Below are 20,227 nucleotides of genomic sequence, written 5' to 3' on the forward strand. Positions count from 1 at the left end.
GGAGGTCTGCATGCATGCGGTGGCGGCCGGTTGGCATGGCGACGCGGTACGTGCGGACTGGATGTCCGCGCGGTCCTCGTCACGGCCGACCTCGTCTGCCCGTGGGGTCGACGCCCGCGCGGCTGCTCGCCAGAATGGTCCGGTGACGCCGCGACCGGCGCCCGGACGCCACCAGGCGACGTCAACCGAGGCGAGCCACTCCGACCAGTTGATCCGGCTGCTCTACGCGGAGCACGCCGGTCCGTTGCTGATGTTCGTCATGCGGCTCACCGGGGGGGACCGGCAGCGCGCGGAGGACATCGTGCAGGAGACGCTGCTGCGGGCCTGGCGCAACGCGCACCGCCTCGGTGCGCAGGGGCAGGGTTCGATGCGGCCCTGGTTGGTCACGGTGGCCCGTCGGATCGCCATCGACGAGCACCGCAGCCAGGAGGCCCGCCCGCCGGAGACGTACGACCGGGACCTGACGGCGTTCGCCGAGGCGGACAGCACGGACCGGGTGCTGCGCACGATGACTGTGGCGGACGCGCTGCGTACGCTGAGTCAGTCGCATCGGGAGATCCTGGTGGCGACGTACTTCCGGGGGCGGACGGTCCCCGAGGCCGCCGAGGAGTTGGGGCTTCCTCTCGGCACCGCGAAGTCACGGGTCTACTACGCGCTGCGCGCGCTGCGCACGGCTCTGCAGGAGCGGGGGGTGACAGAATGAGCCGGCCAGACCACATGGACGTCGCCGCGTACGCGCTCGGCGTGCTCGACGAGCAGGACACCGAGCGGTTCGAGGAGCATCTCGCCGCCTGCTGGGCGTGCGCGGCCGAGTTGGAGACGATGGTGCCGGTGGTCGGGCTGCTCTCCGACATCGACGGCGAGACGATGATGGCGTTGGAGCAGACCGCGACGGATCCGGCGCTGCTGGACCGGACGTTGGGCGCTGTTCGTGCCGACCGTCGGCGCACCCGGTTTCGTCAGTTGCTCGCGACCGCCGCGGCGGTGGTGGTGTTCGGCGGGTTGACCGGTTACGGGTTCGTCAGCGTGGCCGGCGACGAGGCGCCGGGGGTCCTCGCCGATCCGACGGCGACGGCGGCGGTGAACGACCCGCCGACGAGTGTGGCGACGGCGCCGCCGAGCGGCCCGGGTGTGGGCGGCACCGAGGAGGAGGGTGACCAGGTCGACGCGACCGACCCGACCACCGGTGTGCAGACGACGATGTTCCTGGTGAAACGGGACTACGGCACCCGGATCAATTTCAGCCTCCGCAAGTTGCCCGGTCCGCGTGTCTGCCGGCTGGTGGTGGTACGGAAGAACGCCGACACCGAGGTGATTTCGACGTGGTCGGTTCCGGAGGGTGGCTACGGCACGAACACCAGGCCGCAGGGTCTGGAGTTGAGTGCCTCCACGGCGGCGCCGACGAACGACATCAAGCAGATCCAGGTGCAGTCGGTGGACGCCAACGGGGTGGCGAGTCCCCTGGTCACGGTGCCCATGTAGGGTCGCTCGACACGTCGGCGCCGGTCATTGTCACAATGGCCGGCGCCGATTTTCGTGTCACCGGTAAAGGTCCCTTACGGGGGCGTACGAACGGCAGCCCCGATCGGTTCAATCAATCGAAGTGAAATTGACCACTGTTGCTACTTCAACCTTGACAGCCTTACCGCCGTACCTATGGGTGAACTGCCAAGAATGAGGAGGGCACGTGGCACAGATGAAGCGGACCGTCATCGTCGCGAGCGCGATGGTCGCACTAACGGCCTGCGCTCCCGCGGGTTACGACGGGGCGAACCCGGGCGCGGCTGAGCCGGTCGCCGTCGCCGCGGCCGAGCCCACCGCATCGGCGGAACCCGAGGCGTCGGCGGCGCCCGAGGCGCCGGTCGCCGACGCGCCGCCCGCGAACGTCGACCTGACCGAGCAGTTGATCGGCAAGAACGTCGCCCGGATGGGCAAGGTCGTCACCGACCAGGACGGCTGGATCCTGTACCGCTTCGACAAGGACACCGCCGACCCGCCGGCGTCGAACTGCGTCGACAAGTGCGCCGAGGTGTGGCCCCCCGCGCTGACCGACGGCAACCCGCAGCTCACCGGCGTCTCGGACGACAAGGTCGGCAGCGTGACCCGGCAGGACGGCACCCGCCAGCTCACCGTCGGCGGCTGGCCGGTGTACCGCTACATCGGCGACAAGAAGCCCGGCCAGTGGAAGGGCCAGGCCGTCGGCGGCACCTGGTTCGTGGTCCAGCCGGACGGCAAGAAGAACCTGAGCTGCCTGCCCAAGGGCACCCCGAAGGCGGTCGCGCCGCCGGCGGACAGCGGGTCGAACGACGCCGGAGGCTCGGGCTACTCGTACTGAGCCAACGGGACGCGGGTGGTCGGTCGCAGCCGGGAGGCGCGGCCGGCCATCGTCGTACCGGGGGACGGACCGGCGGTGCCGGCCTACGCCCCCGGACCTGGCAGAGTGGCGGCGTGACCGGAACCGAGCCCGCCGCGACGCGGGTGCTGCACCCGCCGGCCGGCTACCGGCTGGCGGCGTCGGTCCGCGCGCTCACCTTCAGCCCGTACGACCCGTGCGCGCGGGTCGCCGCCGGCACCTTCTGGTGGGCGACCCGCACCCCGCTGGGGCCGGGCACCCTGGCTCTGCGGCCCGACGGTGGCGCTCTGCTCGCCGAGGGTTACGGGCCGGGCGCCGAGCACGTCCTGGCCCGGGCCGACGCGATCGCCGGTCTCCGCGACGACCAGAGCGGCTTCGCCGAGCTGGCGGCGGCACATCCGCTGGTCGCCCGGCTGGCCCGGGAGCACCGAGGGCTGCGGATGCCGGCGACCGGGCAGGTCTTTCCCCGGTTGCTGCGCGCGGTCTTCGAGCAGAAGGTCACCGGCAAGGAGGCGTACCGGGCGTACGCGGCCACCGTGCGGCACTTCCGCGAGCCCGCGCCCGGTCCCCTGCAACCGCTGCTGCTGCCGCCCGAGCCGGCGGCGGTCGCGGCGACCCCGTACTGGGTGTTCCATCCGTTCGGCGTGGAGCAGCGGCGCGCGGACACGCTGCGCCGCGCCGCCGCGCTCGCGGACCGGTTGGAGCGCTGCGTCGACGCGGCCGAGGCGACCCGCCGGTTGACCGCCATCGCGGGGATCGGGCCGTGGACGGCCGCCGAGGTGGTCCGGATCGCGTACGGCGACCCGGACGCGGTGAGCGTCGGTGACTTCCACGTCCCCAACACGGTGGCCTGGGCCCTGGCCGGTGAACCGCGTGGGGACGACGCCCGGATGCTGGCCCTGCTGGAGCCGTTCCGGGGTCACCGGGGCCGGGTGTGCGTACTGTTGGAGGCCGCCGGCATCCAGGCGCCGAAGTACGGGCCGCGCGCCCCGATCCGCTCCTTCGCCAGGTACTGAGCGCCGGCGGCGATCAGCGCTAGGCGCAGAGTCGGCGCAGGGTGCGACCGAGCCACCAGGCGTACGCGTGCTGCACCGCCTGGACGGCCGGGCCGGCGGCGCGGGTGAACCAGCGGTCGGCGAGGCTGAACGCGCGTACCTCGAACCAGACCGCGCCGGTGTCGTCCCGGCCGACCACGAACGCCTCCTCGCCCCGCTCCGGATGGCCGGGCAGGGTGCCGTAGCCGAAGCCGGCGAGTGTTGGCGAATCCTCGCTCCAGACCACCCGGCAGGGTCCCCAGAGGCGGGCCGGGCCGACACCGAGCCCGGCCGTCACCAGTACGCCGGCGGTGGCGCGCGGGGAGTCGGTGCGCATCCGGACCCCGGCGGCGCGGTGCAGCCGCCAGCTCAGCACCGCCTCGGCCACGCTCGCGAAGGAGCCGGCCGGCAGCGGGGTCCGGTGGCGCAGGTGGTGGTATCCGCCGGGCAGCGGGCCGCGCCGGGTCTCCCCCACCTCCGGGTAGGTCAGCTCGGCCACCGCTCCCCCTCGCCGTCGTCCGGACCCCACGAGGGTACGGCCGGTGCGGGCGGGCCGCTCATCGACGAGGTGGACGGCTGTGGTGTGCTGCCCGGATGAGCATCGAGGCGCGCATCGTCCCGGCCGGCGTTCCGGACGCCGGCGAGATCCTCACCGTGCAGCGGGCCGCGTACGTCACCGAGGCGCAGCACTACCGCGACCCGTTCCTCCCGCCGTTGACCGAGACGGTGGACGAGGTCGTGGCGGCGTTGGCCGGCCCGACGATCGTGCTCGCCGCACGGCTGGGTCACCGGCTGGTCGGGTCGGTGCGGGCCCACCTGGACGGGGACACCGCGCGGATCGGCCGGCTGTCGGTGGCGCCGGACCAGCAGGGGCGGGGAGTCGGGGCGCGACTGCTCGCGGCGATCGAGGACGCCTGCGCGGGCCGGGTCGCCCGGTTCACCCTGTTCACCGGCGCGGACAGCGCCACCAACCTGCGGCTGTACGAGCGGCACGGCTACCGGATCACGGCGCACCGGCCGGACCCGAACGGCGTCCCGCTGGTCGTGCTGGAGAAGCCGGCGGTCAGGCCCGCTCGCACCGACGCCTGAGCCCGTCGGCCTCGGTGCGCAGGTAGCGGCGCAGCAGCCCGCCGTACAGCCAGCCGACCGGCCCCGCCAGCGGCCCGGTCTGGACGATCGCCAGCTCGACCCGGGTCCGTCCGTCGGGCAGCGGCAGCAGCCGGTGCTCGCCAGCGGTCCGCACCCCGGGGGTCGCCGAGACCCAGGTGAACTCCCGTCCCTCGGTCAGCTCGGTGACCCGCCACACCGCCGGCCGCAGCCGGGGCTGGGTCAGTCGGGCGGTCGCGCCGACGGCCAGTGGACCCGACTCGCCCCGCTGGACCCGACGCACCGACGCCGTCCACTCCGGCCAGCGCCGTACGTCGGTGAGCACCGCCCAGACCTGCTCGGTGGTGGCGGCGATCTCCGTACCGGCCTCGAACCGCATCGTGTCTCCTCCCCGGCGGCGCCGGACGGCGCCACCGGCAAGGACGACGAGGCAGGCGGGTGGATCGTGACCACCGGGTGCCGGGCGGTCGGGGTCAGGCGGCTTCGCGCAGGTCGGCGAGGCTCAGCGGGGTACGACGGCGCAGCAGTTCCTCAAGCTCGGGCACCGAACCGACCTCGCCGAGCACGTTCCGGCCGCCGCCGAACCGCTCGGGGTAGCGGCGGGTCAGCCGGTACCGGTAGCGGCCGCGGATCAACTCGACGCTGACCCGCCACCGCCCGCAGCAGTCGCAGACCCACTCGGACACCCCGCGAAAGTAGCTCTGAGCTGCGGTTATCTGATTCGCCCGACGGGGACGAGCGGCACGGCGGCGGACACGGCGCCCGCTCACCCCCGGTGATCTGCCTCACGGCTGTCGGTGCCGTCTGATTGACTGGTCGCCGTGGACCTGCCGATCAACCCTCCGGTCGAGCCGATGCTGGCCAAGAGCGTCGCCAAGCTGCCCACCACCCCCGGGGTGACCTACGAGCCCAAGTGGGACGGGTTCCGGTGCATCGTGTTCCGCGACGGCGACGAGGTCGAGTTGGCCAGTCGGGGCGGCAAGTCGATGACCCGCTACTTCCCCGAGGTGGTCGAGCAGGCGCTGCGGCAGTTGCCCGAGCGGTGCGCCGTCGACGGTGAGCTGATCGTGATCCGCCGGGACGGCCCGGGTGGCCAGCCGCGGCTCGACTTCGAGCTGCTCGGCCAGCGCATCCACCCGGCCGCGTCCCGGGTCAAGCTGCTGGCCGAGTCCACGCCCGCCGACTTCGTCGCGTTCGATCTGCTGGCCATCGGTGACGAGGCGCTGCTCGACCAGCCCTATCCCCGCCGCCGGGAGCGGTTGGTCGAGGCGCTGGCCGGGGTGCGACCGCCCGTGCACGTCACGCAGGTCACCACCGATCCCGATACGGCCCGCCGCTGGTTCGACGTCTTCGAGGGCGCCGGGCTGGACGGGTTGATCGTCAAGCCGGCCGACCTGCCGTACGAGCCGGGCAAGCGGCTGATGTTCAAGGTCAAGCACTCCCGCACCGCCGACGTGGTGGTGGCGGGTTTCCGCTGGCACAAGTCCGGTCCGGTGGTCGGCTCGCTGCTGCTCGGCATCTACGACGACGCGGGGGTGCTGCACCACGTGGGGGTGAGCGCGTCGTTCAGCATGGCCCGCCGGGCCGAGCTGCTCGACGAGTTGGCCCCCTACCGGGACACCGGCGGTGAGCACCCGTGGGTGCACGGCGACCACGAGCGCGGCCAACGCATCCCGGGTGGGGTGAGCCGGTGGACCGGCACGAAGAACCTGGAGTGGGAGCCGCTGCGCCCGGAGCTGGTGCTCGAGGTGGGTTACGACGCCATGGAGGGTGAGCGGTTCCGGCACACCGCGCAGTTCGTCCGGTGGCGGCCGGACCGCGATCCCCGTTCCTGCCGCTACGACCAGCTCGACCGTCCGGTCCGCTTCGACGTGGACCAGGTGCTGCGCGGCGATCCGGCGGCCACCGTCGATCGGGCCACCCCGTGACCCGCGCCGCCGACCGGGCGCGGCGCGTCCGGCGTACCCTCGTCGCCTTCGGCGTCGCGGCGCTGCTCACCGCCGGCTGCACCCTGCCGGCGTTCGCGCCGCGCACCGAGGTGGAGGGCGCGGCCGCGCCGACGGGCAGCACACCGACCTGGCGGGCCTGCCCGGAGGTCGCCGACGAGCTGGTCGGGCGCGGCGCACCGGACATGCGGTACGAGTGCACCAGGATCGCGGTTCCCCGCGACTGGGGCACCGGTGGCGGCGCGACGGCCGGCCCGGGTGCCGGGCAGACCTTCGAGATAGCCCTGCTGCGCGCCCGCTCGACGAAGCAGCGCGACCGGATCGGCTCGCTCGTCATCAACCCGGGCGGCCCCGGCGCGTCAGGCGTCGACACCGCCGTCTACCTGTCCTTCGGCACCCAGTTCGGCGGGTTGCCGCCCTCGGTCACCGAACGCTTCGACATCGTCGGCTTCGACCCGCGCGGGGTGGCCCGCTCCAGCCCGGTCAAGTGCATCTCCGACACCGACCTGGACGCCAGCTTCGGCTACGACCCGGATCCGGCGAGCCAGTCGGCGTTCGACGGTTTCGTCGGGCTGAGCCAGCGGATCGGGCGTGGCTGCGGCGACCGGTACGGCGACCAGTTGCCGCTGTACGGCAGCGAGCAGGCCGCCCGCGACATGGACGCGGTACGCGCCGCCGTCGGTGACGACAAGTTGACCTACCTGGGCTACTCGTACGGCACCCTGCTCGGTGCCATCTACGCGCAGCTGTACCCGCAGCGGGTGCGCGCGCTGGTGCTCGACGGCGCGGTCGATCCGCAGCAGCGGCTGGTGGCCGGGTCGGAGAGCCAGGCCCGTGGCTTCGAACGGGCCTTCGACAACTTCGCCCGCTGGTGCACGGCGAACGCCGGGCGCTGCCCGATCGCCCCCGACGCGCGCGCCGCAGTCACGTCGGCCATCGACAAGGCCAAGGTGTCACCGGTACGCGGCGACGACGGGCGGGAGGCCACCGCCGGGTGGGTGTTCTACGCGGTCATCTCCTCGCTGTACACGGAGTCCGGGTGGCAGGAGCTGGCCCGGGCGATCGACCGGCTGGCCGAGGGTGACCCGAAGGACGTGTTCCGGCTCGCCGACTCGTACGCCGGGCGGGAGAGCGACGGGCACTACTCGAACCTGTTCGACGCCAACCTGGCCGTCAACTGCGCGGACGAGACGGAGAAGCCGAGCAGGGAGCAGATCCGCCAGTTGCAGTCCCAGTGGCGCGCGAAGTTTCCGCTGTTCGGGCCGGCGCTCGCGGTCGGCATGCTGAGCTGCGTGGAGTGGCCGGGCGGGCGTGACCCGTACCCGACGGGGAAGGCGAACGGCGCGTCGCCGATCGTGGTGGTCGGCACCACCGGCGACCCGGCGACGCCGTACGAGCAGACTCCGCGGCTCGCCTCCATGTTGGGAGTCGGCCGGGTGCTCACCTGGGAGGGTGAGGGGCACACCGCCTATCCGCAGACGTCCTGCGTCACCGACGCGGTCGACGCGTACCTGATCGACCTGACCGTCCCCCGCGAGGGCCTGCGCTGCCCGGCCCGCTGACCGACTGGGTCGGCGGCAGCGGTGGCACCTCGATCCCCTGCCGGGCGGCCAACTCCTCCAGCAGCGCACGCATCCGGCGCACGTCGTTCTTGAGCTGCTCCTGCTCCTCGTGCACGAACGCGTCGTCGTCGACGATGAGCCGGCTCGCGAAGTGCGCGGTGATCAGCGGGATGACCAGCAGCACCATGGTGGAGATGAGCAGCGCGGCGAGCGTACGACCCGCCCAGGTCGTCGGCGAGATGTCGCCGTACCCGACGGTCGAGGCGGTGACCACCGCCCACCAGACGGCGTCCGCCGGGCTGCGCTGCTCGACCTCCCCGTAGATGACCCCGGCCACCACGATCATCAGCAGGTACGAGGTGATCAGCGTGCGGGGCGAGTTCGCGAACCACACCAACGCCCGGTAGATCCACCGAAACGGCAGCAGCAAGGCTTCCATGCCGCCCATGCTGCCCCGTGGCGGCAACCGCCGCCGACCCATCAGTCGGCGTCGCTGTGCCACGCTCATCGGCATGACCGACATGACCTTCCGGGAGGCGGTCCGGGCCGACCTGCCCGCCGTCATCGCCCTGCTCGCCGACGACGTCCTGGGCAAGGCCCGCGACTTCACCGAGGTGGACGAGGCCTACGAGAGGGCGTTCGCGGACATCAGCGCGGACCCGCGCAACCAGCTGATCGTGGCCGAGCAGGACGCCGAGCTGGTCGGCTGCCTCCAGATCACCTACATCCCCGGGCTCGGCCGGCACGGTGCCGAGCGGTCGCTGATCGAGTCGGTCCGGGTCCGCTCCGACCGGCGCGGGCAGGGGTTGGGCCGGGAGCTGATGACCTGGGCGATCGACCAGGCCCGGCAGCGCGGCTGCGCCCTGGTGCAGCTCACCACCGACAAGACCCGCGCGGACGCGCACCGCTTCTACATCGGCCTCGGCTTCGTGGCCAGCCACGAGGGCATGAAGTTGGCACTCTGACGCCCTGCCCCCAGCCCGGGGATGTGGTCGTCGGTCAGCCTGCGGCTGGCGCCGTCCAGCCGACCGGCAGGTGCCCGACGCGGACCCGCTGCGGGTGGTCGCCGACCGGGACGCTTGTCACCTTCTGCCCGGTGGCGAAGTTGATCGCGGTGACCTGGTCCGCGCCGGATTCGGAGATCACGCAGTCCCGGCCGTCCCCGCTGACCGTGGCCCAGTACGGCTTGCTGGCCGGCACGAGCGGGCCCGGGTTCAGGGTGGCCCGGTCCATGACGGTGGTGTAGTCGTCCATGGTGCCGGCGACGCAGAGCCGGGTGCCGTCCGGGCTGATCGACAGGCCGTGGTGCCGAGAGTCGTTGACCCAGGTGGTGCGGTCCTCGCTGGTGGCGGGGTTCTTCGGCAGCGTGGCTACCCGGGTGATCCGGTCGGTGGCCACGTCGTACTCGATCAGGCCGTTGAAGAAGGACACCTGGAAGTAGAGCTTGCCGCCGTCCGGGGTGAACACGGCCGGGCGCACGGCGTCGGAGAGGTCACGCCGGCCTGCGGCGTCCAGGCGGTCACGCATGTCGATCACCTTGACCACCTGGTACGTGCTGGCGTCCGCAATCGTGATCTTGCGGTCTCCCTTGGTGAAGTCGAGCCAGGGCGCGTCCAGGTCGGTGTTGACCTCGCCGATGGACGAGTTCCACAGTCGACCGTCGGCTGTGAAGATGTTCTCGTGCGGCTTGTCGCCGGTGCCGAACGAGCCGAGCTGCGTTCCGGTGCGGATGTCCAGCACGTGCACGGTGTTCGAGGTGGACGCGGAGACCGCGACCCGGGTGCCGTCGGGCGAGATGGCCATGTGGTCGGCGCGGTAGCCGGAGACCGGGAACCGCCAGCGGATCGCACCGGTGGCCAGGTCGACCGAGACCACGTCGGCGAAGCTGGGCCGAGACACCACAAGCGCGGCGCGGTCCGGGGTGGTGTACATGTCGTCGATCAACTGGTCGTGCCCCTCCCCCGGCCCCTGCCGGATGCCGAGGAAGAACGCCAGCTTGATCGGGTTGAGGTAGATCTCGCGCAGTCGCGCGGCACGGTCCGGGATCACGTTGATCCGGCCGAGCTTCGCGTAGTCGCCGCGGGACCGGATGACGTCGGCGGTGCCGTCCCAGTTGTTGCCGACGAACATCACCTCCTGGAGGGCGACTGCGGCGGCCGCCGGCCTGGGCGCCGACACCAGCGGGGTGGGCGCGACGAGCGCGAGCGCGGCCAGCACGGCGAGGCCGGCGCGGCGGCGGCGGCGGGAGCGGGACGGGTGGGGTGGCACGGGGGTCATGGACGCCTCCTGACAGCAGGCAGGACATTGATGTTTCTCGGTGCCTCGATCGGTGTTACCTTGCGGTAACAACCAGGAGAGCAACCGGCCGGTCGCCACGACTAGGGACCGGGTGCCAACGCGCGACCGGTCCGGTTGTGCCGCGGCGACAACGGGAGGCGGCGGGCGCCGATGACCCGGACCGGAAAGGCCCCCACGTTCGGCGGGCTGCTGCGCGACCTGGCCGCCGACGCGGCAGTCGTGGACGAGGTGGCGCGGGCCGCCCGCGCGGACTCCCCGGAGGTGGCCCGCCTCCCCGCCGGCGAGGTCCGCCGGCAGGTGGTCCTGCTGCTCACCAGTGGCCTCGGCGCGCTGGAACGCCACGAGGACCCCGCCGGGCGGGACTTCACCGAGGCCCGCCGACTCGGCGCCGACCGGGCGGCGCAGGGCATCTCCGTCGCCGGCCTGCTGGGCGGCGTGCAGGCCGGCCGGGACCGGGCGGTCGAACTCGTGGTCCGACACGGGCGGGCGGCCGGCATCGCCGACGAGGTGCTGCTGGAGGGGCTGCTCACCATCGGCCGGTACGCCGCGGCGGTGGAGCGGGCGGTGGTGGCCGGACACCGGGCCGCCGAGCGGGAGCTCATCGGTACCGGCGCGGCGGCCCGGGCACGCCTGCTGCGCCTGCTCCTGCTCGACGGACCCACCGGCACGTCACCTGCCGAGCTGACCCGGTTCGGCCTGCGGCCGGACGGGCGCTACCACTGTCTGGTCGGCACCGAGCCCGACCCGGCGCGGACGCACGCCCTGCACCGGCAGCTCATCCGGCACGGCGGCCTGCTCGGCACCGTCGAGGACCGGTTGGCCGGCCTGCTGCCGCGGTGTCCGGGCACCGTGCCGGTCGACCTGCTGGTGCTGGTGGCGCCTGCGCAACCGCTGGAGCGGGCCCCGGCGATGTACCCGCTCTGCCTGGCGGCGCTGCGGACCGCGGCGCGGCGGCGGCTGCGCGGTCTGCGCCGGGTGACCGACCTGGCCGGGGAGACGGCGCTGGCCGCCCAGCCGGCCCTGGCCGAGCTGCTGCGGGGCGCGCTGCTCGGCGCGCTGGACCCGGCCGACGAGTTCCACCGGGAGCTGGCCACCACGGCGCTCGCCTGGCTCGACCACGGCCAGCGGCTGGACCAGACCGCCGCCGCCCTGCACGTGCACCCGAACACGGTCCGCTACCGGTTGCGCCGGCTCCGGGAGGTGACCGGCGGGCCGCCGGTCGACGAGGGGGCACGGTCCACGGTGCCGGAGATCATCCACTGGTGGTGGGCTCTGCGGAGCTGGCTGGACGGCTGCTGAGAGGGTGCGCACCGGCGTGGGCGGGGCGGCGATCGGGCCCCGTCAGACGTCGACCAGGCGACCGTCGCGCAGCACGAGCACCCGGTCGGCGAGGTCGATCAGGGCCGGGTCGTGCGTCGCCACCAGGGCCGTCATGCCACGGGCGTGCACCACCGCGCGCAGCAGGTCCATGATGGAGCGTCCGGTCTCCGAGTCGAGCTGGCCGGTGGGTTCGTCGGCGATGAGCAGGTCCGGTTCGTTGGCGAGCGCCCGGGCGACCGCCACGCGTTGCTGCTGCCCGCCGGACAACTCGTACGGCCGCTGCGCCGCGTGCCCACCCAGTCCGACCAGCTCCAGCAGCACCGCCACCCGCTGTTCCCGCTCGGCGGCCGGCACCTGCGCCAGCCGCAACGGCACACCCACGTTCTCGGCGGCGGACAGGATCGGCACCAGCCCGAAGGTCTGGAACACGAACCCGACGGTGCCCCGGCGCAGCCGCAGCAGCTCGGCCTCCCCCGCCGCGGTGACGTCGTGCCCGGCCACCACCACCTGACCACTGTCCGGCCGGTCGAGACCGCCGATGATGTTCAGCAGTGTGGTCTTGCCCGCCCCGGAGCGGCCCCGGATGGCGACGAGTTCACCACGCTCGGCGCTGAACGAGACGTCCCGTACCGCGTGCACCGCGTGCTCGCCCCGCCCGAAGCTCCGGCTGACACCGCTGACCCGCACCACCTCGACCGGTGAGGTCGTGGATCCAGCGCCGTACCCGGCCGCTCCGGTCACCACCATGTCCCGACGGCTCACGCCCGTGCCTCCCGTTCCTCCGAAGCCCGGTCGCCGGGCCGTACCTGCACATGGTCGGGCTCCAGATCGAGCCGGACCCGTTCCTTGAGCGACAACGCGTCGACGAACGCGGCCGGTAGCTGCATCCGACCGTTGCGGTCGAGCACCGCGTACTCCTCGCTGACCAGTTCGGTGTTGCCGTCCGCGCCGACGCGCGCGGTCCGGCGTACCTCCGAGGCGGTCCGACCGTCGCGGATCGCGACGGTCCGGCGGACCTGCGTGGCCACGGCCTGGTCGTGCGTGACGACGACGATCGTCACGCCCAGCTCGGCGTTGATGGTGCGCAGCGCCGCGAAGACGTCCGCGCCGGTCGCCTCGTCCAGTTCGCCTGTCGGCTCGTCGGCGAAGAGCACCTCCGGGTCGTTCGCCACCGCCACGGCCACCGCGACCCGCTGCTGCTCACCGCCGCTGAGCTGCCCGGGCCGCCGGTCCGCGCAGTAGCCCACGCCGACCAGGTCGAGCAGTTCGCGGGCCCGCTGCCGGCGGGACCGACCGCCGCGCTTGCCGGCGAGCTGCATCGGCAGCTCGACGTTCTCCAGGGCGCTGAGGTACGGCAGCAGGTTGCGGCCGGTCTGCTGCCAGACGAACCCGACCAGCTCCCGCCGGTAGCTAAGCCGCCGCTTGGCGGACAGCGAGAGCAGGTCGTAGTCGGCCACCCGGGCGATGCCGGCGGTCGGCGTGTCCAGGCCGGACAGGATGTTGAGCAGCGTCGACTTGCCCGAACCGGAGGCGCCGACGATCGCCACCAGCTCCCCCCGGTCGATGACCAGGTCGAGCCCCTGCAGGGCGACCACCTCCACCCCCTCGGTCTTGAAGATGCGCACCAGGCCGTCGCAGACGATGTGTCCGCGCAGCCGGTCCTGCCCGCCGGCTCGCTCGGCGGCGCGTTGCGCGGCCCGGTGTTGCAGGGCGGTCAGGTCGGGTACCACGGCATTCTGGGCGGTAGCGGTCATCTCAGCTCTCCTCTCCGAGCCGGAGCACCTCACCGAGGCGCAGCCGGCGGTTGTTCAGGGCCTCGACGGCGACCGCGAAGCCGAGGGCGACCGCCCCGAGCGCGAACACCGCGGCGACCAGACCGGGCTCGAAAGCCACCCGGACCGGTGTGCCACTGGTGAACGCGGACAGGCCGAGCACCGGGTTGAGCAGCAACGGAAGCGCCGCGCCGACGAGCGCGCCGGTCAGCACCGACACCCCGACCAGCGGGGCCAACTCGACAAGTAGCAGCCCGCGCCACTGCCGGCGGGACAGCCCGAGGGTGCGCAGCCGGGACAGCACCTGCCCCCGGGCCCGCGCGCCGGCCAGGACGGTGAACGCGATGGCCAGCAACCCGAGCACGGTGCCGCCGGTGGCGCCGGCCACGAAACCGAAGGCCAGGACACCGTTCGCGCCGCCGGTGCCGAGGTCCCGTCGTACCTGCTCCCGGGTGTCGACCGCGACACCGATGGGGCGTTCCTTACCGGTCACCGCCCCGGCGGTCTGGTACCGCATCTGGCCCTCGTCACCGGCCAGGCGCAGCGCCTCGGTGTCCAGCCGGTCCCCGGCGACCAGCAGGCTGGTCGGCACGGGCGTGGTGACCCGCGACGGCAACGCCTGCCAGGGCAGGATCACGAACCGGCCGCTGTTCCCCGCCAGCAGCGGAAAGGCCTCCTGGGTGCCGGCCACCCGGAACTCGTACCGTTCGCCCTGCACGGAGACGAATGCCGAGCCGTCCAGCCCGGCCTTGGCCAGGTCCGCGGCGACCGCCGGGGAGACGATCGCCGGCAGCGGCCCCGACGCCGGCTGCGCGGAGCGCAACGCGTCCGGCACCGCGAGGTCCACACCGGACTCCCGACTCACCATGCCCAGGCCCGGACCGTCGACCAGCAGCACGTTCGTCTGCCCGATCCGCGCGTCGGTGCCGAGTTCGTCGGTGGCCAGCCGCTGATCCGCTTCGCTGAGCACCCGCGTGACGGCCCGGACCCCGGGCAGGCCACCCAGCGCGTCGACGGTGTCCGGGGCGAACCGTTCGCCCCGGATCACCGCGTCGGCGGGAACGAGCCGCTCGGCGGCCCGGTCCCGACTCGCGTCGACACCGGCGGCGACGACCGCGCAGAACGCCGCCGTGCCGATCGCCAGCACCACCACGACCAGCGGCGCGGCGACCGTCGACCGGCCGGCCCGCGCCGTGCCGAGGAAGGCCACACTGCCGCGCGTCCGCGCCGCCAGGCGGCTGACCAGCAACAACGGCCAGGGGTACGCGCGCAGCGCGAGCACCGCCGCGGCGATCGCGAGGAGCACCGGCACCGACACCAGCAGCGGGTCCACCTCGCCGAGGGTGAGGCCGCGTCGGCGCAGCAGCACCGCGGCGAGAACGGCGAGCACCAGCAGGGAGACCTCGACGGTGATCCGGCGTGCCGACGGGCGCACCCGCACCAGGTCACGCCGGGCCGCCCCGCCGGCAGGTACGGCAAGTGTCGCCAGGGGCAGCGCCAGGGTGACGAGCACCGCCACCGTCGCGGCGTACGGGGCGGTCGGGTCGGGGGTGCCCGGGAAGAGGGTGCCGAGGAACCAGCCGAGTACGGCGGCGACCGGCACCACCAGCAGCGACTCGGCCAGGCTGCGCCGGGCCCCGGCGGTGGCCGCGCCACCGCGCGCCCGCAGCAACGCGAACTCCGAGCGGCGCCGTCGAATGGCGAGGATGGCCGCGAGCACGATCAGCCCGGCCAGGGTCGCCAGCACACCCGCCCCGATCACCGCCAGCAGGGTTCGGGCGGCGTTCACCTGGGCGGCGAACGCGCGCAACGGGACGTCGACGCCCACGGTCAGCGCCAGACCCGGCGGGACGGCGCGCTGCATCTGCTGCAGGCCGTCGATCATCTGGTCCAGGTGGCGTGCGTCGATCCGATCGGTGCCCAACCGGTACCGCCACTCGGACTGCACCGGCCAACCGTCCACGGCCCGCTTGTTCAGCGCCGACTGGGCCACCACACCGACGACGACCAGTGGTTCGCCGTCGCCGAGTGGTTCGGTGATCCGCAGCATCGAGGGCAGTCCGTCCCATGCCCCGTTGGCGCGGTCGACGGGGCGGAACAACCCGGACACCAGCACCGGGACGGGATCGAGCAGGTTGCCCTTGGGATCGGTGTCGCCCATCAGCAGTCGACTGCCGGCGCGCAGGTTGAGCTTCGCGGCCACGTCCGCGTCCAGCGCCACCTCGACGGGCCGGCTGGGAACGTACGTCTCGCTGGGCCAGGCGCCCTCGACGAGGGTGCCGGCGTCCTGGATGCCCGGCATGGCCCGCAGGCCCAGGTCGACGAGCAGCTTGCGCGCCGCGAGGTCCGGTCCCTTGACGCGGACCGGCGCGAGGTCCACCCGGTGCCACCGCTCGGTGACCGACGAGCGGACCGGTGCGGGCATCTTCCCGGCCAGCATGTCGAACTGCTCCCGGGCTCCGCCCGTCGCCGTCTTCGTCGACGTGGCGGGCGCCACGGTGGAGATGTAGGTGATGTCCCGGCGGGCGGCCGGCTCGCTGGTGAGCTGGGCGCGCAGCCCCTGCTCGGCGAGCCGGTTGACGAGCCGGGGCACCCCGCTGATGAGCAGCGTGACCACCAGGGTCAGCACCGCCAGGAGCAGGAACTGCCCGCCGTACGCCCGGACCCGCCGGACGGCAGCGCCGACGCTCATCGTTCTCCCCCGATTCGCAGCTGCACCGCCGCCACCCGCTGTCGGATGCCGGCGGCGATGAACGCGCTGAAGGCGAGCGCCGCCAGCAGCAGACCGACCGCGGTCAGGCCGATCGGCAACCACGGCAACGCGAACGTCGGCGCGGGGACCGGTCGGCCGGCGGCCGGGGTGAGGATGACGAGCGGGGCCATGGTGGCCCCGACCGCGGCGCCGAGAAGCAGTCCCACGGCCACGCCGATCCCGGCGAGGAACGTCTGTTCGGCAAGCAGCGCCCGGGCCAGCAGCCGAGGTGTGGCGCCGAGGGTGTGCAGCACCGCGAACTCGCCGAGCCGGCGGCGGGCGGTCGCCCACACGTCCACCATGAGGCCGACGAGGGCGAGCAGCACCGCGCCGAGGGCGGCGGCGAGCATTCCGGTACGCGAACCACGCCAGTACGGATCGTCGGCGGCCGCCTCGATCGTCTTCTGCCGGTCGAGCACTGTCACGCCGGGCAGTTCGGCGGCGGCCCGGGCGGCTGCCGACGCGTCGTCGGTTCCGACCCACCATTCCGGGATGGCGCGCATCGTGCCGCCGGTGCGCAGCAGTTCGTCGGCGGCGGCGGGCAGGTCGAGCAGGACGCCCTCGCCCGTGGTGGTGGGTACGGCGTCCACCTCGCCGACGAGGCGGACCCGCAGCGTCGCCCCGGAGAGCGTCAGGTCGACGGTGTCGCCGACGCCCATGCTCAGCGCGTCGCGTACGCCGGGGGTCATCAGCACCGCGACGGGCGTGTCGCCCCCGGCGGGCACGATGGCGAAGCGGGTGGGCGGCTGGTACGCGTACTGGCCGCCGACGATCAGCTCCACCGGGTTGTCGGCGGCGACACCGGTGGCGGTCGAGCGGGCCGGCTTCGGTGACCCGCCGACGGCGGTCGCCGCCCACGCGCCGGTCAACTCGGCCGGCTGGGTGGTGCCGTCCGCGGCCATCAGTTGGAGCCCGTCCACCCGGAGGCCGTAGGAGTCGCCGGCGGCGACGCCGCCGTCGGCCTCGAAGCCGGAGAGCCGGAGCCGGGTGGCACCCACGTCGGGCAGTTGCACGGTGAACCGCGCAGCACTGCCGTCGCTGGGGGCGTCGACGGCCGGTAGCCGGAACGCGAGTCCGTCCGCGCTCGTCAGCAGCAGCGCCACCGCGATCCGGTGCGGCCGGACGGCGCCGTCGACGGGTGTGCGCACGGTCCCGGTCACGGCCCGGGTGCCGGCGGGCAGCTCGACGCCCGCTGGCGCGCCGCGGGCGCTCGTCATCCGCCGGTACTGCTCGGACGTGGAGTCGTCGTTGAGCCGGTCGGCGAGTCGGACGACGCCTGCCGCGCTGGCCGGGTCGACGCCGACGACCGTCACGGGCAGGTCCTCGCGGCCGACCCGCACCTCGTCACGCCATGCGGGCAGCGCCCGGCGTACGCCCGGCAGCGCGGCGAGTTCACCGGCCCGGGTCAGCGGGGCGGCTCCGGCCCGCTCGGTCACCCGCAGGTCGGCTCCGACCGTGTGGCCGGCCTGCTCGACCTGTGAGCGCTCCCCCGTGCTGATCAGCGACCAGGCCAGGGTGCTGCCGCCGACCGCGAGGGCGAGCAGCAGCACCGGCCCGGCGTGCGGACGCCGACCGGCCTGCCACATGCCGAACATGGTGGCCGTCCAGGGACGTCGGTCGACGAACCGTTCGGCGAACCGGGTGAGCGGCGGGAGCACCCGCAGTGCCAGCACCGCGCCGGCCAGCACACCGAGGGTGGGGGCGGCGATGAGCAGCGGGTCGAGCCCGAGCCGGCCGTTCGACCCGGCCAGCGGTGAGGCGTACCGGCGCAGCTGCACCCAGGCGAGCACGGCGAGCGCCACGAGTACCAGGTCGACGCTGGCCCGCTGGACACTCGCCGACCGGTTCGGGCGGGACCGTGCGGCCATGTCGGCCACGTACGTGCCGGCCCCGCGCAGCGTCGGCGCGACCATTGCCACCAGGCAACCGATCGCGGTGGTCAGGGCCGCCGCCCAGACCAGGACGGTGTTCCCGCCCGCGGCGGAGAGTTCCGCCGACCCGCCGGGCCGGACGAACCGCAGCGCCTCCACGGCGATCAGCGGCCCGAGCAGGGCGGCCGGGGCGACCACGAGGGTGGCCTCGCGGGCGGCGAGACCGGCCAACTGCCGGCGGGCGGCGCCCCGGGCGCGCAGCAGCGCGGTCTGCGGGCGGCGGTCCTCGTGCAGCAGCGCGGCGACCAGCACCAGCGCGTACCCGCCGAGCACCAGGATGAGCAGCAGCGGGGTGGCCAGCGAGGAGCGGCCCACCAGATCGGCGCGGGCGATCCGGTCCAGCAGCCCTTCCATCTTGGTCGCGGTCTGCGCGGAGGAACCCAGTTGGGCGGCCTCCGGCACGGCTGTGCCGGCCGCGGCGAGTGCCTTGCGAACGGCTGGCAGGTCAGCGGTGTCGACGTCGCCGAGAGCCGGTTCGGCGAGCCAGGACGCCGACACCGCGCCGGGGAAGGTGGCCTCGAAGTCCGCCGGGTCGAGCGTGAACGGCCCGTACGACGTGGCGGAGCCGACGCTGCCCGTGCCCACACCGGGGGCGAGCAGCCAGTACGCGTCGCTCGGGTCGCGGGGCCGCCAGGTGCCGGCGAGCACCAGTTGGCTGGCCCGCTCGGTGGCGCGGTCGCGCAGTGGGATCCGTTCGCCGACGCTCAGGCCCAGCGCGCCGGCGACGCGTTCCGGAAGGCTCACCTGGACCGGGTTCGCGCCCGGGCTGGGCCACGCTCCGCTGGTCAGCTCGGCGTTTCCGGCCAGGTCGTCGAGGGTGGCCAGGTTCGCGAAGATCGGATCGTCGTCCGGTCGTAGGGCCGGCCCGAGGTCCCCGGTCAGCTCCCGGCCGGTGCCGTACCTGGCGACGGCGACCGTGACCGGCACCCCGGCGAGGCCGTCGGTGAACTCGTCGCGGACCGCCCTGTCCCGGGTGGCGAACTCGGCGGTATCGCGTCCGGCGGACCCGCTGACCAGCAGACCGCGTTCCTCGGCCGGCGCGGCGGTGACCAGCGCCCGTTGTCCGGCGTCCACCGCCCGTCGGTTGTAGTCGGACAGACCGGTGACCAACGCGACGGCGACCAGCGCGGCGATCACCGCGGCAACCAGCAGCCCTCTCGCCTCGCGGGCCCGCCTCCACACCAGCTTCATCCGACGCCTCCCCTGGCCCTGGCGGGCCGACGACCTTCAAGACAGGCCATCTACAGGGAAAGGTTCGCGCCCGTTACATGATCGTTACTCCGGGGGTGGGCGGCGTGGTCATCTCTCGCGTCGCGCCGACCGTACGGCGAACGCCACGGCGCCCACGACGAGCACGGCGCCGATGAGCTGAAGGCCGGGTGAGTCGTCGGCTCCGCCGTACACGACGGCGACGACACCGAGGGCGACGGCGAGGATGGCCACGACGTACCTCACGGGGTCTCCTCCTCGACCCATTCGAGCAGGTCGCCAGGTTGGCAGTCGAGCACCCGGCACATGGCCTCCAGGGTGCTGAACCGCACCGCCTTGGCGCGCCCGTTCTTCAGGACCGCGACGTTGGCCGGGGTGAGCCCGACGCGCTCGGCGAACTCCCCGACGCTCATCTTGCGCTTGGCCAGTTCGACGTCGATGCGGACGACGATGGGCATCAGATCACCGCTTCCATGTCGGTGCGCAGCGTGGTGGCCTGCCGCAGCAGCGCGCGCATCACCACCATGAGGAGCCCGAGCACGGTGACGCCCACGGTGAGCAGGAACAGCAGCACCGGCAGCCCCGGGTCGTCGGCGTTGAAGCCGACGTAGAGGAAGACACCCACGAGCACCACCCACGCGGCGGCGATGGCCCAGACGATCGCGTCCACCCACTTCAGGGACGCCTCGGTGAAGATCCGGTCGTTCTTGACCAGGTTGAGCAGCTGCCAGGTCGCCACGATCACCACCTGGACGCAGAGCACCCAGAACACCGTGACGGCGGTGGCCGGCCAGCGGAGGTACGCGTCCTGCGGCGACTCCTGGGCCATGTGTGCGAACTGCCCGGGCAGCGAGAGGGTCTGGAACATGACCAGGACCCCGAACAGCACCACGAGGAAGATTCGGAGAGCGGCAACCGCTCGATGCTCTGTCACCATGCATCG

The 20,227-nt window shown here is 73.5% G+C and carries 21 protein-coding genes; 9 read left to right on the forward strand and 12 right to left on the reverse strand.

Annotation, left to right across the window (positions count from 1 at the left end; genetic code table 11):
- Positions 1-10: 10 nt before the first annotated feature.
- From ABZS77_RS11785 to ABZS77_RS11800, 4 genes are all read left to right on the forward strand, one after another.
- Positions 11-703 carry a sigma-70 family RNA polymerase sigma factor gene (locus ABZS77_RS11785; protein ID WP_354821085.1) on the forward strand — a complete coding sequence of 231 codons (693 nt, stop codon included), beginning with the start codon at positions 11-13 and terminating at the stop codon, positions 701-703.
- Positions 700-1,482, forward strand: coding sequence for a zf-HC2 domain-containing protein (locus tag ABZS77_RS11790; protein WP_354821088.1), 783 nt, complete (start codon positions 700-702; stop codon positions 1,480-1,482). The genes ABZS77_RS11785 and ABZS77_RS11790 overlap by 4 nt, the downstream gene beginning before the upstream one ends.
- 205 nt (positions 1,483-1,687) lie before the next feature.
- Positions 1,688-2,335 (forward strand): hypothetical protein, encoded by a 648-nt coding sequence (locus tag ABZS77_RS11795; protein ID WP_354821091.1) that lies wholly within the window; start codon positions 1,688-1,690, stop codon positions 2,333-2,335.
- Between the two features lie 113 nt (positions 2,336-2,448).
- Positions 2,449-3,369: a DNA-3-methyladenine glycosylase 2 family protein gene (locus ABZS77_RS11800; protein ID WP_354821094.1), complete on the forward strand. Its 921-nt coding sequence runs from the start codon at positions 2,449-2,451 to the stop codon at positions 3,367-3,369.
- Between the two features lie 19 nt (positions 3,370-3,388).
- Here the strand turns inward: ABZS77_RS11800 and ABZS77_RS11805 are convergent, their stop codons facing one another.
- Positions 3,389-3,886: a DUF1990 domain-containing protein gene (locus ABZS77_RS11805; protein WP_354821097.1), complete on the reverse strand. Its 498-nt coding sequence runs from the start codon at positions 3,884-3,886 to the stop codon at positions 3,389-3,391.
- Positions 3,887-3,981: 95 nt separating this feature from the next.
- Here ABZS77_RS11805 and ABZS77_RS11810 point away from each other — a divergent pair, with 95 nt between their 5' ends.
- The gene (locus ABZS77_RS11810) at positions 3,982-4,476 is read left to right on the forward strand and encodes a GNAT family N-acetyltransferase (RefSeq protein ID WP_354821100.1); all 495 of its coding nucleotides are present in this window, start codon (positions 3,982-3,984) and stop codon (positions 4,474-4,476) included.
- On the opposite strand, the gene ABZS77_RS11815 is transcribed toward ABZS77_RS11810, so the two are convergent.
- Both ABZS77_RS11815 and ABZS77_RS11820 read right to left on the reverse strand, forming a co-directional pair.
- Positions 4,451-4,873, reverse strand: a complete 423-nt coding sequence (locus tag ABZS77_RS11815; RefSeq protein WP_354821102.1) for an SRPBCC family protein — start codon at positions 4,871-4,873, stop codon at positions 4,451-4,453. The genes ABZS77_RS11810 and ABZS77_RS11815 overlap by 26 nt on opposite strands.
- Before the next feature lie 94 nt (positions 4,874-4,967).
- Complete coding sequence (locus ABZS77_RS11820; protein ID WP_099851492.1) at positions 4,968-5,180, reverse strand: hypothetical protein; 213 nt, start codon at positions 5,178-5,180, stop codon at positions 4,968-4,970.
- A gap of 135 nt (positions 5,181-5,315) precedes the next feature.
- Between ABZS77_RS11820 and ABZS77_RS11825 the strand changes: the two genes are divergently transcribed.
- Entirely contained in the window at positions 5,316-6,422 is a 1,107-nt protein-coding gene (locus ABZS77_RS11825) for an ATP-dependent DNA ligase (protein WP_354821105.1), read from the forward strand.
- A 62-nt stretch (positions 6,423-6,484) separates the two neighbouring features.
- The gene (locus tag ABZS77_RS11830) at positions 6,485-8,002 is read left to right on the forward strand and encodes an alpha/beta hydrolase (RefSeq protein WP_354821315.1); all 1,518 of its coding nucleotides are present in this window, start codon (positions 6,485-6,487) and stop codon (positions 8,000-8,002) included.
- On the opposite strand, the gene ABZS77_RS11835 is transcribed toward ABZS77_RS11830, so the two are convergent.
- The gene (locus ABZS77_RS11835; protein ID WP_354821108.1) at positions 7,929-8,441 is read right to left on the reverse strand and encodes a potassium channel family protein; all 513 of its coding nucleotides are present in this window, start codon (positions 8,439-8,441) and stop codon (positions 7,929-7,931) included. The two genes, ABZS77_RS11830 and ABZS77_RS11835, sit on opposite strands and share 74 nt — an antisense overlap.
- Positions 8,442-8,514: 73 nt before the next feature.
- Between ABZS77_RS11835 and ABZS77_RS11840 the strand changes: the two genes are divergently transcribed.
- On the forward strand, positions 8,515-8,967 hold the full coding sequence (locus ABZS77_RS11840; protein WP_354821111.1) for a GNAT family N-acetyltransferase: 453 nt from the start codon (positions 8,515-8,517) through the stop codon (positions 8,965-8,967).
- Between the two features lie 34 nt (positions 8,968-9,001).
- Here the strand turns inward: ABZS77_RS11840 and ABZS77_RS11845 are convergent, their stop codons facing one another.
- Entirely contained in the window at positions 9,002-10,279 is a 1,278-nt protein-coding gene (locus ABZS77_RS11845) for a YncE family protein (RefSeq protein WP_354821114.1), read from the reverse strand.
- A gap of 171 nt (positions 10,280-10,450) precedes the next feature.
- Between ABZS77_RS11845 and ABZS77_RS11850 the strand changes: the two genes are divergently transcribed.
- Positions 10,451-11,599: a helix-turn-helix domain-containing protein gene (locus ABZS77_RS11850; protein ID WP_354821117.1), complete on the forward strand. Its 1,149-nt coding sequence runs from the start codon at positions 10,451-10,453 to the stop codon at positions 11,597-11,599.
- Between the two features lie 42 nt (positions 11,600-11,641).
- On the opposite strand, the gene ABZS77_RS11855 is transcribed toward ABZS77_RS11850, so the two are convergent.
- The 7 genes from ABZS77_RS11855 to ABZS77_RS11885 form a co-directional block, all read right to left on the reverse strand.
- Entirely contained in the window at positions 11,642-12,367 is a 726-nt protein-coding gene (locus ABZS77_RS11855; protein ID WP_354821318.1) for an ABC transporter ATP-binding protein, read from the reverse strand.
- An 11-nt stretch (positions 12,368-12,378) separates the two neighbouring features.
- Complete coding sequence (locus tag ABZS77_RS11860; RefSeq protein ID WP_354821120.1) at positions 12,379-13,374, reverse strand: ABC transporter ATP-binding protein; 996 nt, start codon at positions 13,372-13,374, stop codon at positions 12,379-12,381.
- Position 13,375: 1 nt separating this feature from the next.
- Complete coding sequence (locus tag ABZS77_RS11865) at positions 13,376-16,084, reverse strand: FtsX-like permease family protein (RefSeq protein ID WP_354821123.1); 2,709 nt, start codon at positions 16,082-16,084, stop codon at positions 13,376-13,378.
- Complete coding sequence (locus ABZS77_RS11870) at positions 16,081-19,266, reverse strand: ABC transporter permease (RefSeq protein WP_354821126.1); 3,186 nt, start codon at positions 19,264-19,266, stop codon at positions 16,081-16,083. The genes ABZS77_RS11865 and ABZS77_RS11870 overlap by 4 nt, the downstream gene beginning before the upstream one ends.
- A 108-nt stretch (positions 19,267-19,374) precedes the next feature.
- Complete coding sequence (locus tag ABZS77_RS11875) at positions 19,375-19,530, reverse strand: hypothetical protein (protein ID WP_354821129.1); 156 nt, start codon at positions 19,528-19,530, stop codon at positions 19,375-19,377.
- On the reverse strand, positions 19,527-19,742 hold the full coding sequence (locus ABZS77_RS11880; protein WP_030336216.1) for a helix-turn-helix transcriptional regulator: 216 nt from the start codon (positions 19,740-19,742) through the stop codon (positions 19,527-19,529). The genes ABZS77_RS11875 and ABZS77_RS11880 overlap by 4 nt, the downstream gene beginning before the upstream one ends.
- A complete protein-coding gene (locus tag ABZS77_RS11885) occupies positions 19,742-20,221 on the reverse strand; it encodes a DUF2975 domain-containing protein (protein WP_354821132.1) in 480 nt (159 codons plus the stop codon). The genes ABZS77_RS11880 and ABZS77_RS11885 overlap by 1 nt, the downstream gene beginning before the upstream one ends.
- Between the last annotated feature and the right edge of the window lie 6 nt (positions 20,222-20,227).

The organism is Micromonospora sp. NPDC005298, assembly GCF_040607375.1.
Classification (GTDB): domain Bacteria; phylum Actinomycetota; class Actinomycetes; order Mycobacteriales; family Micromonosporaceae; genus Micromonospora.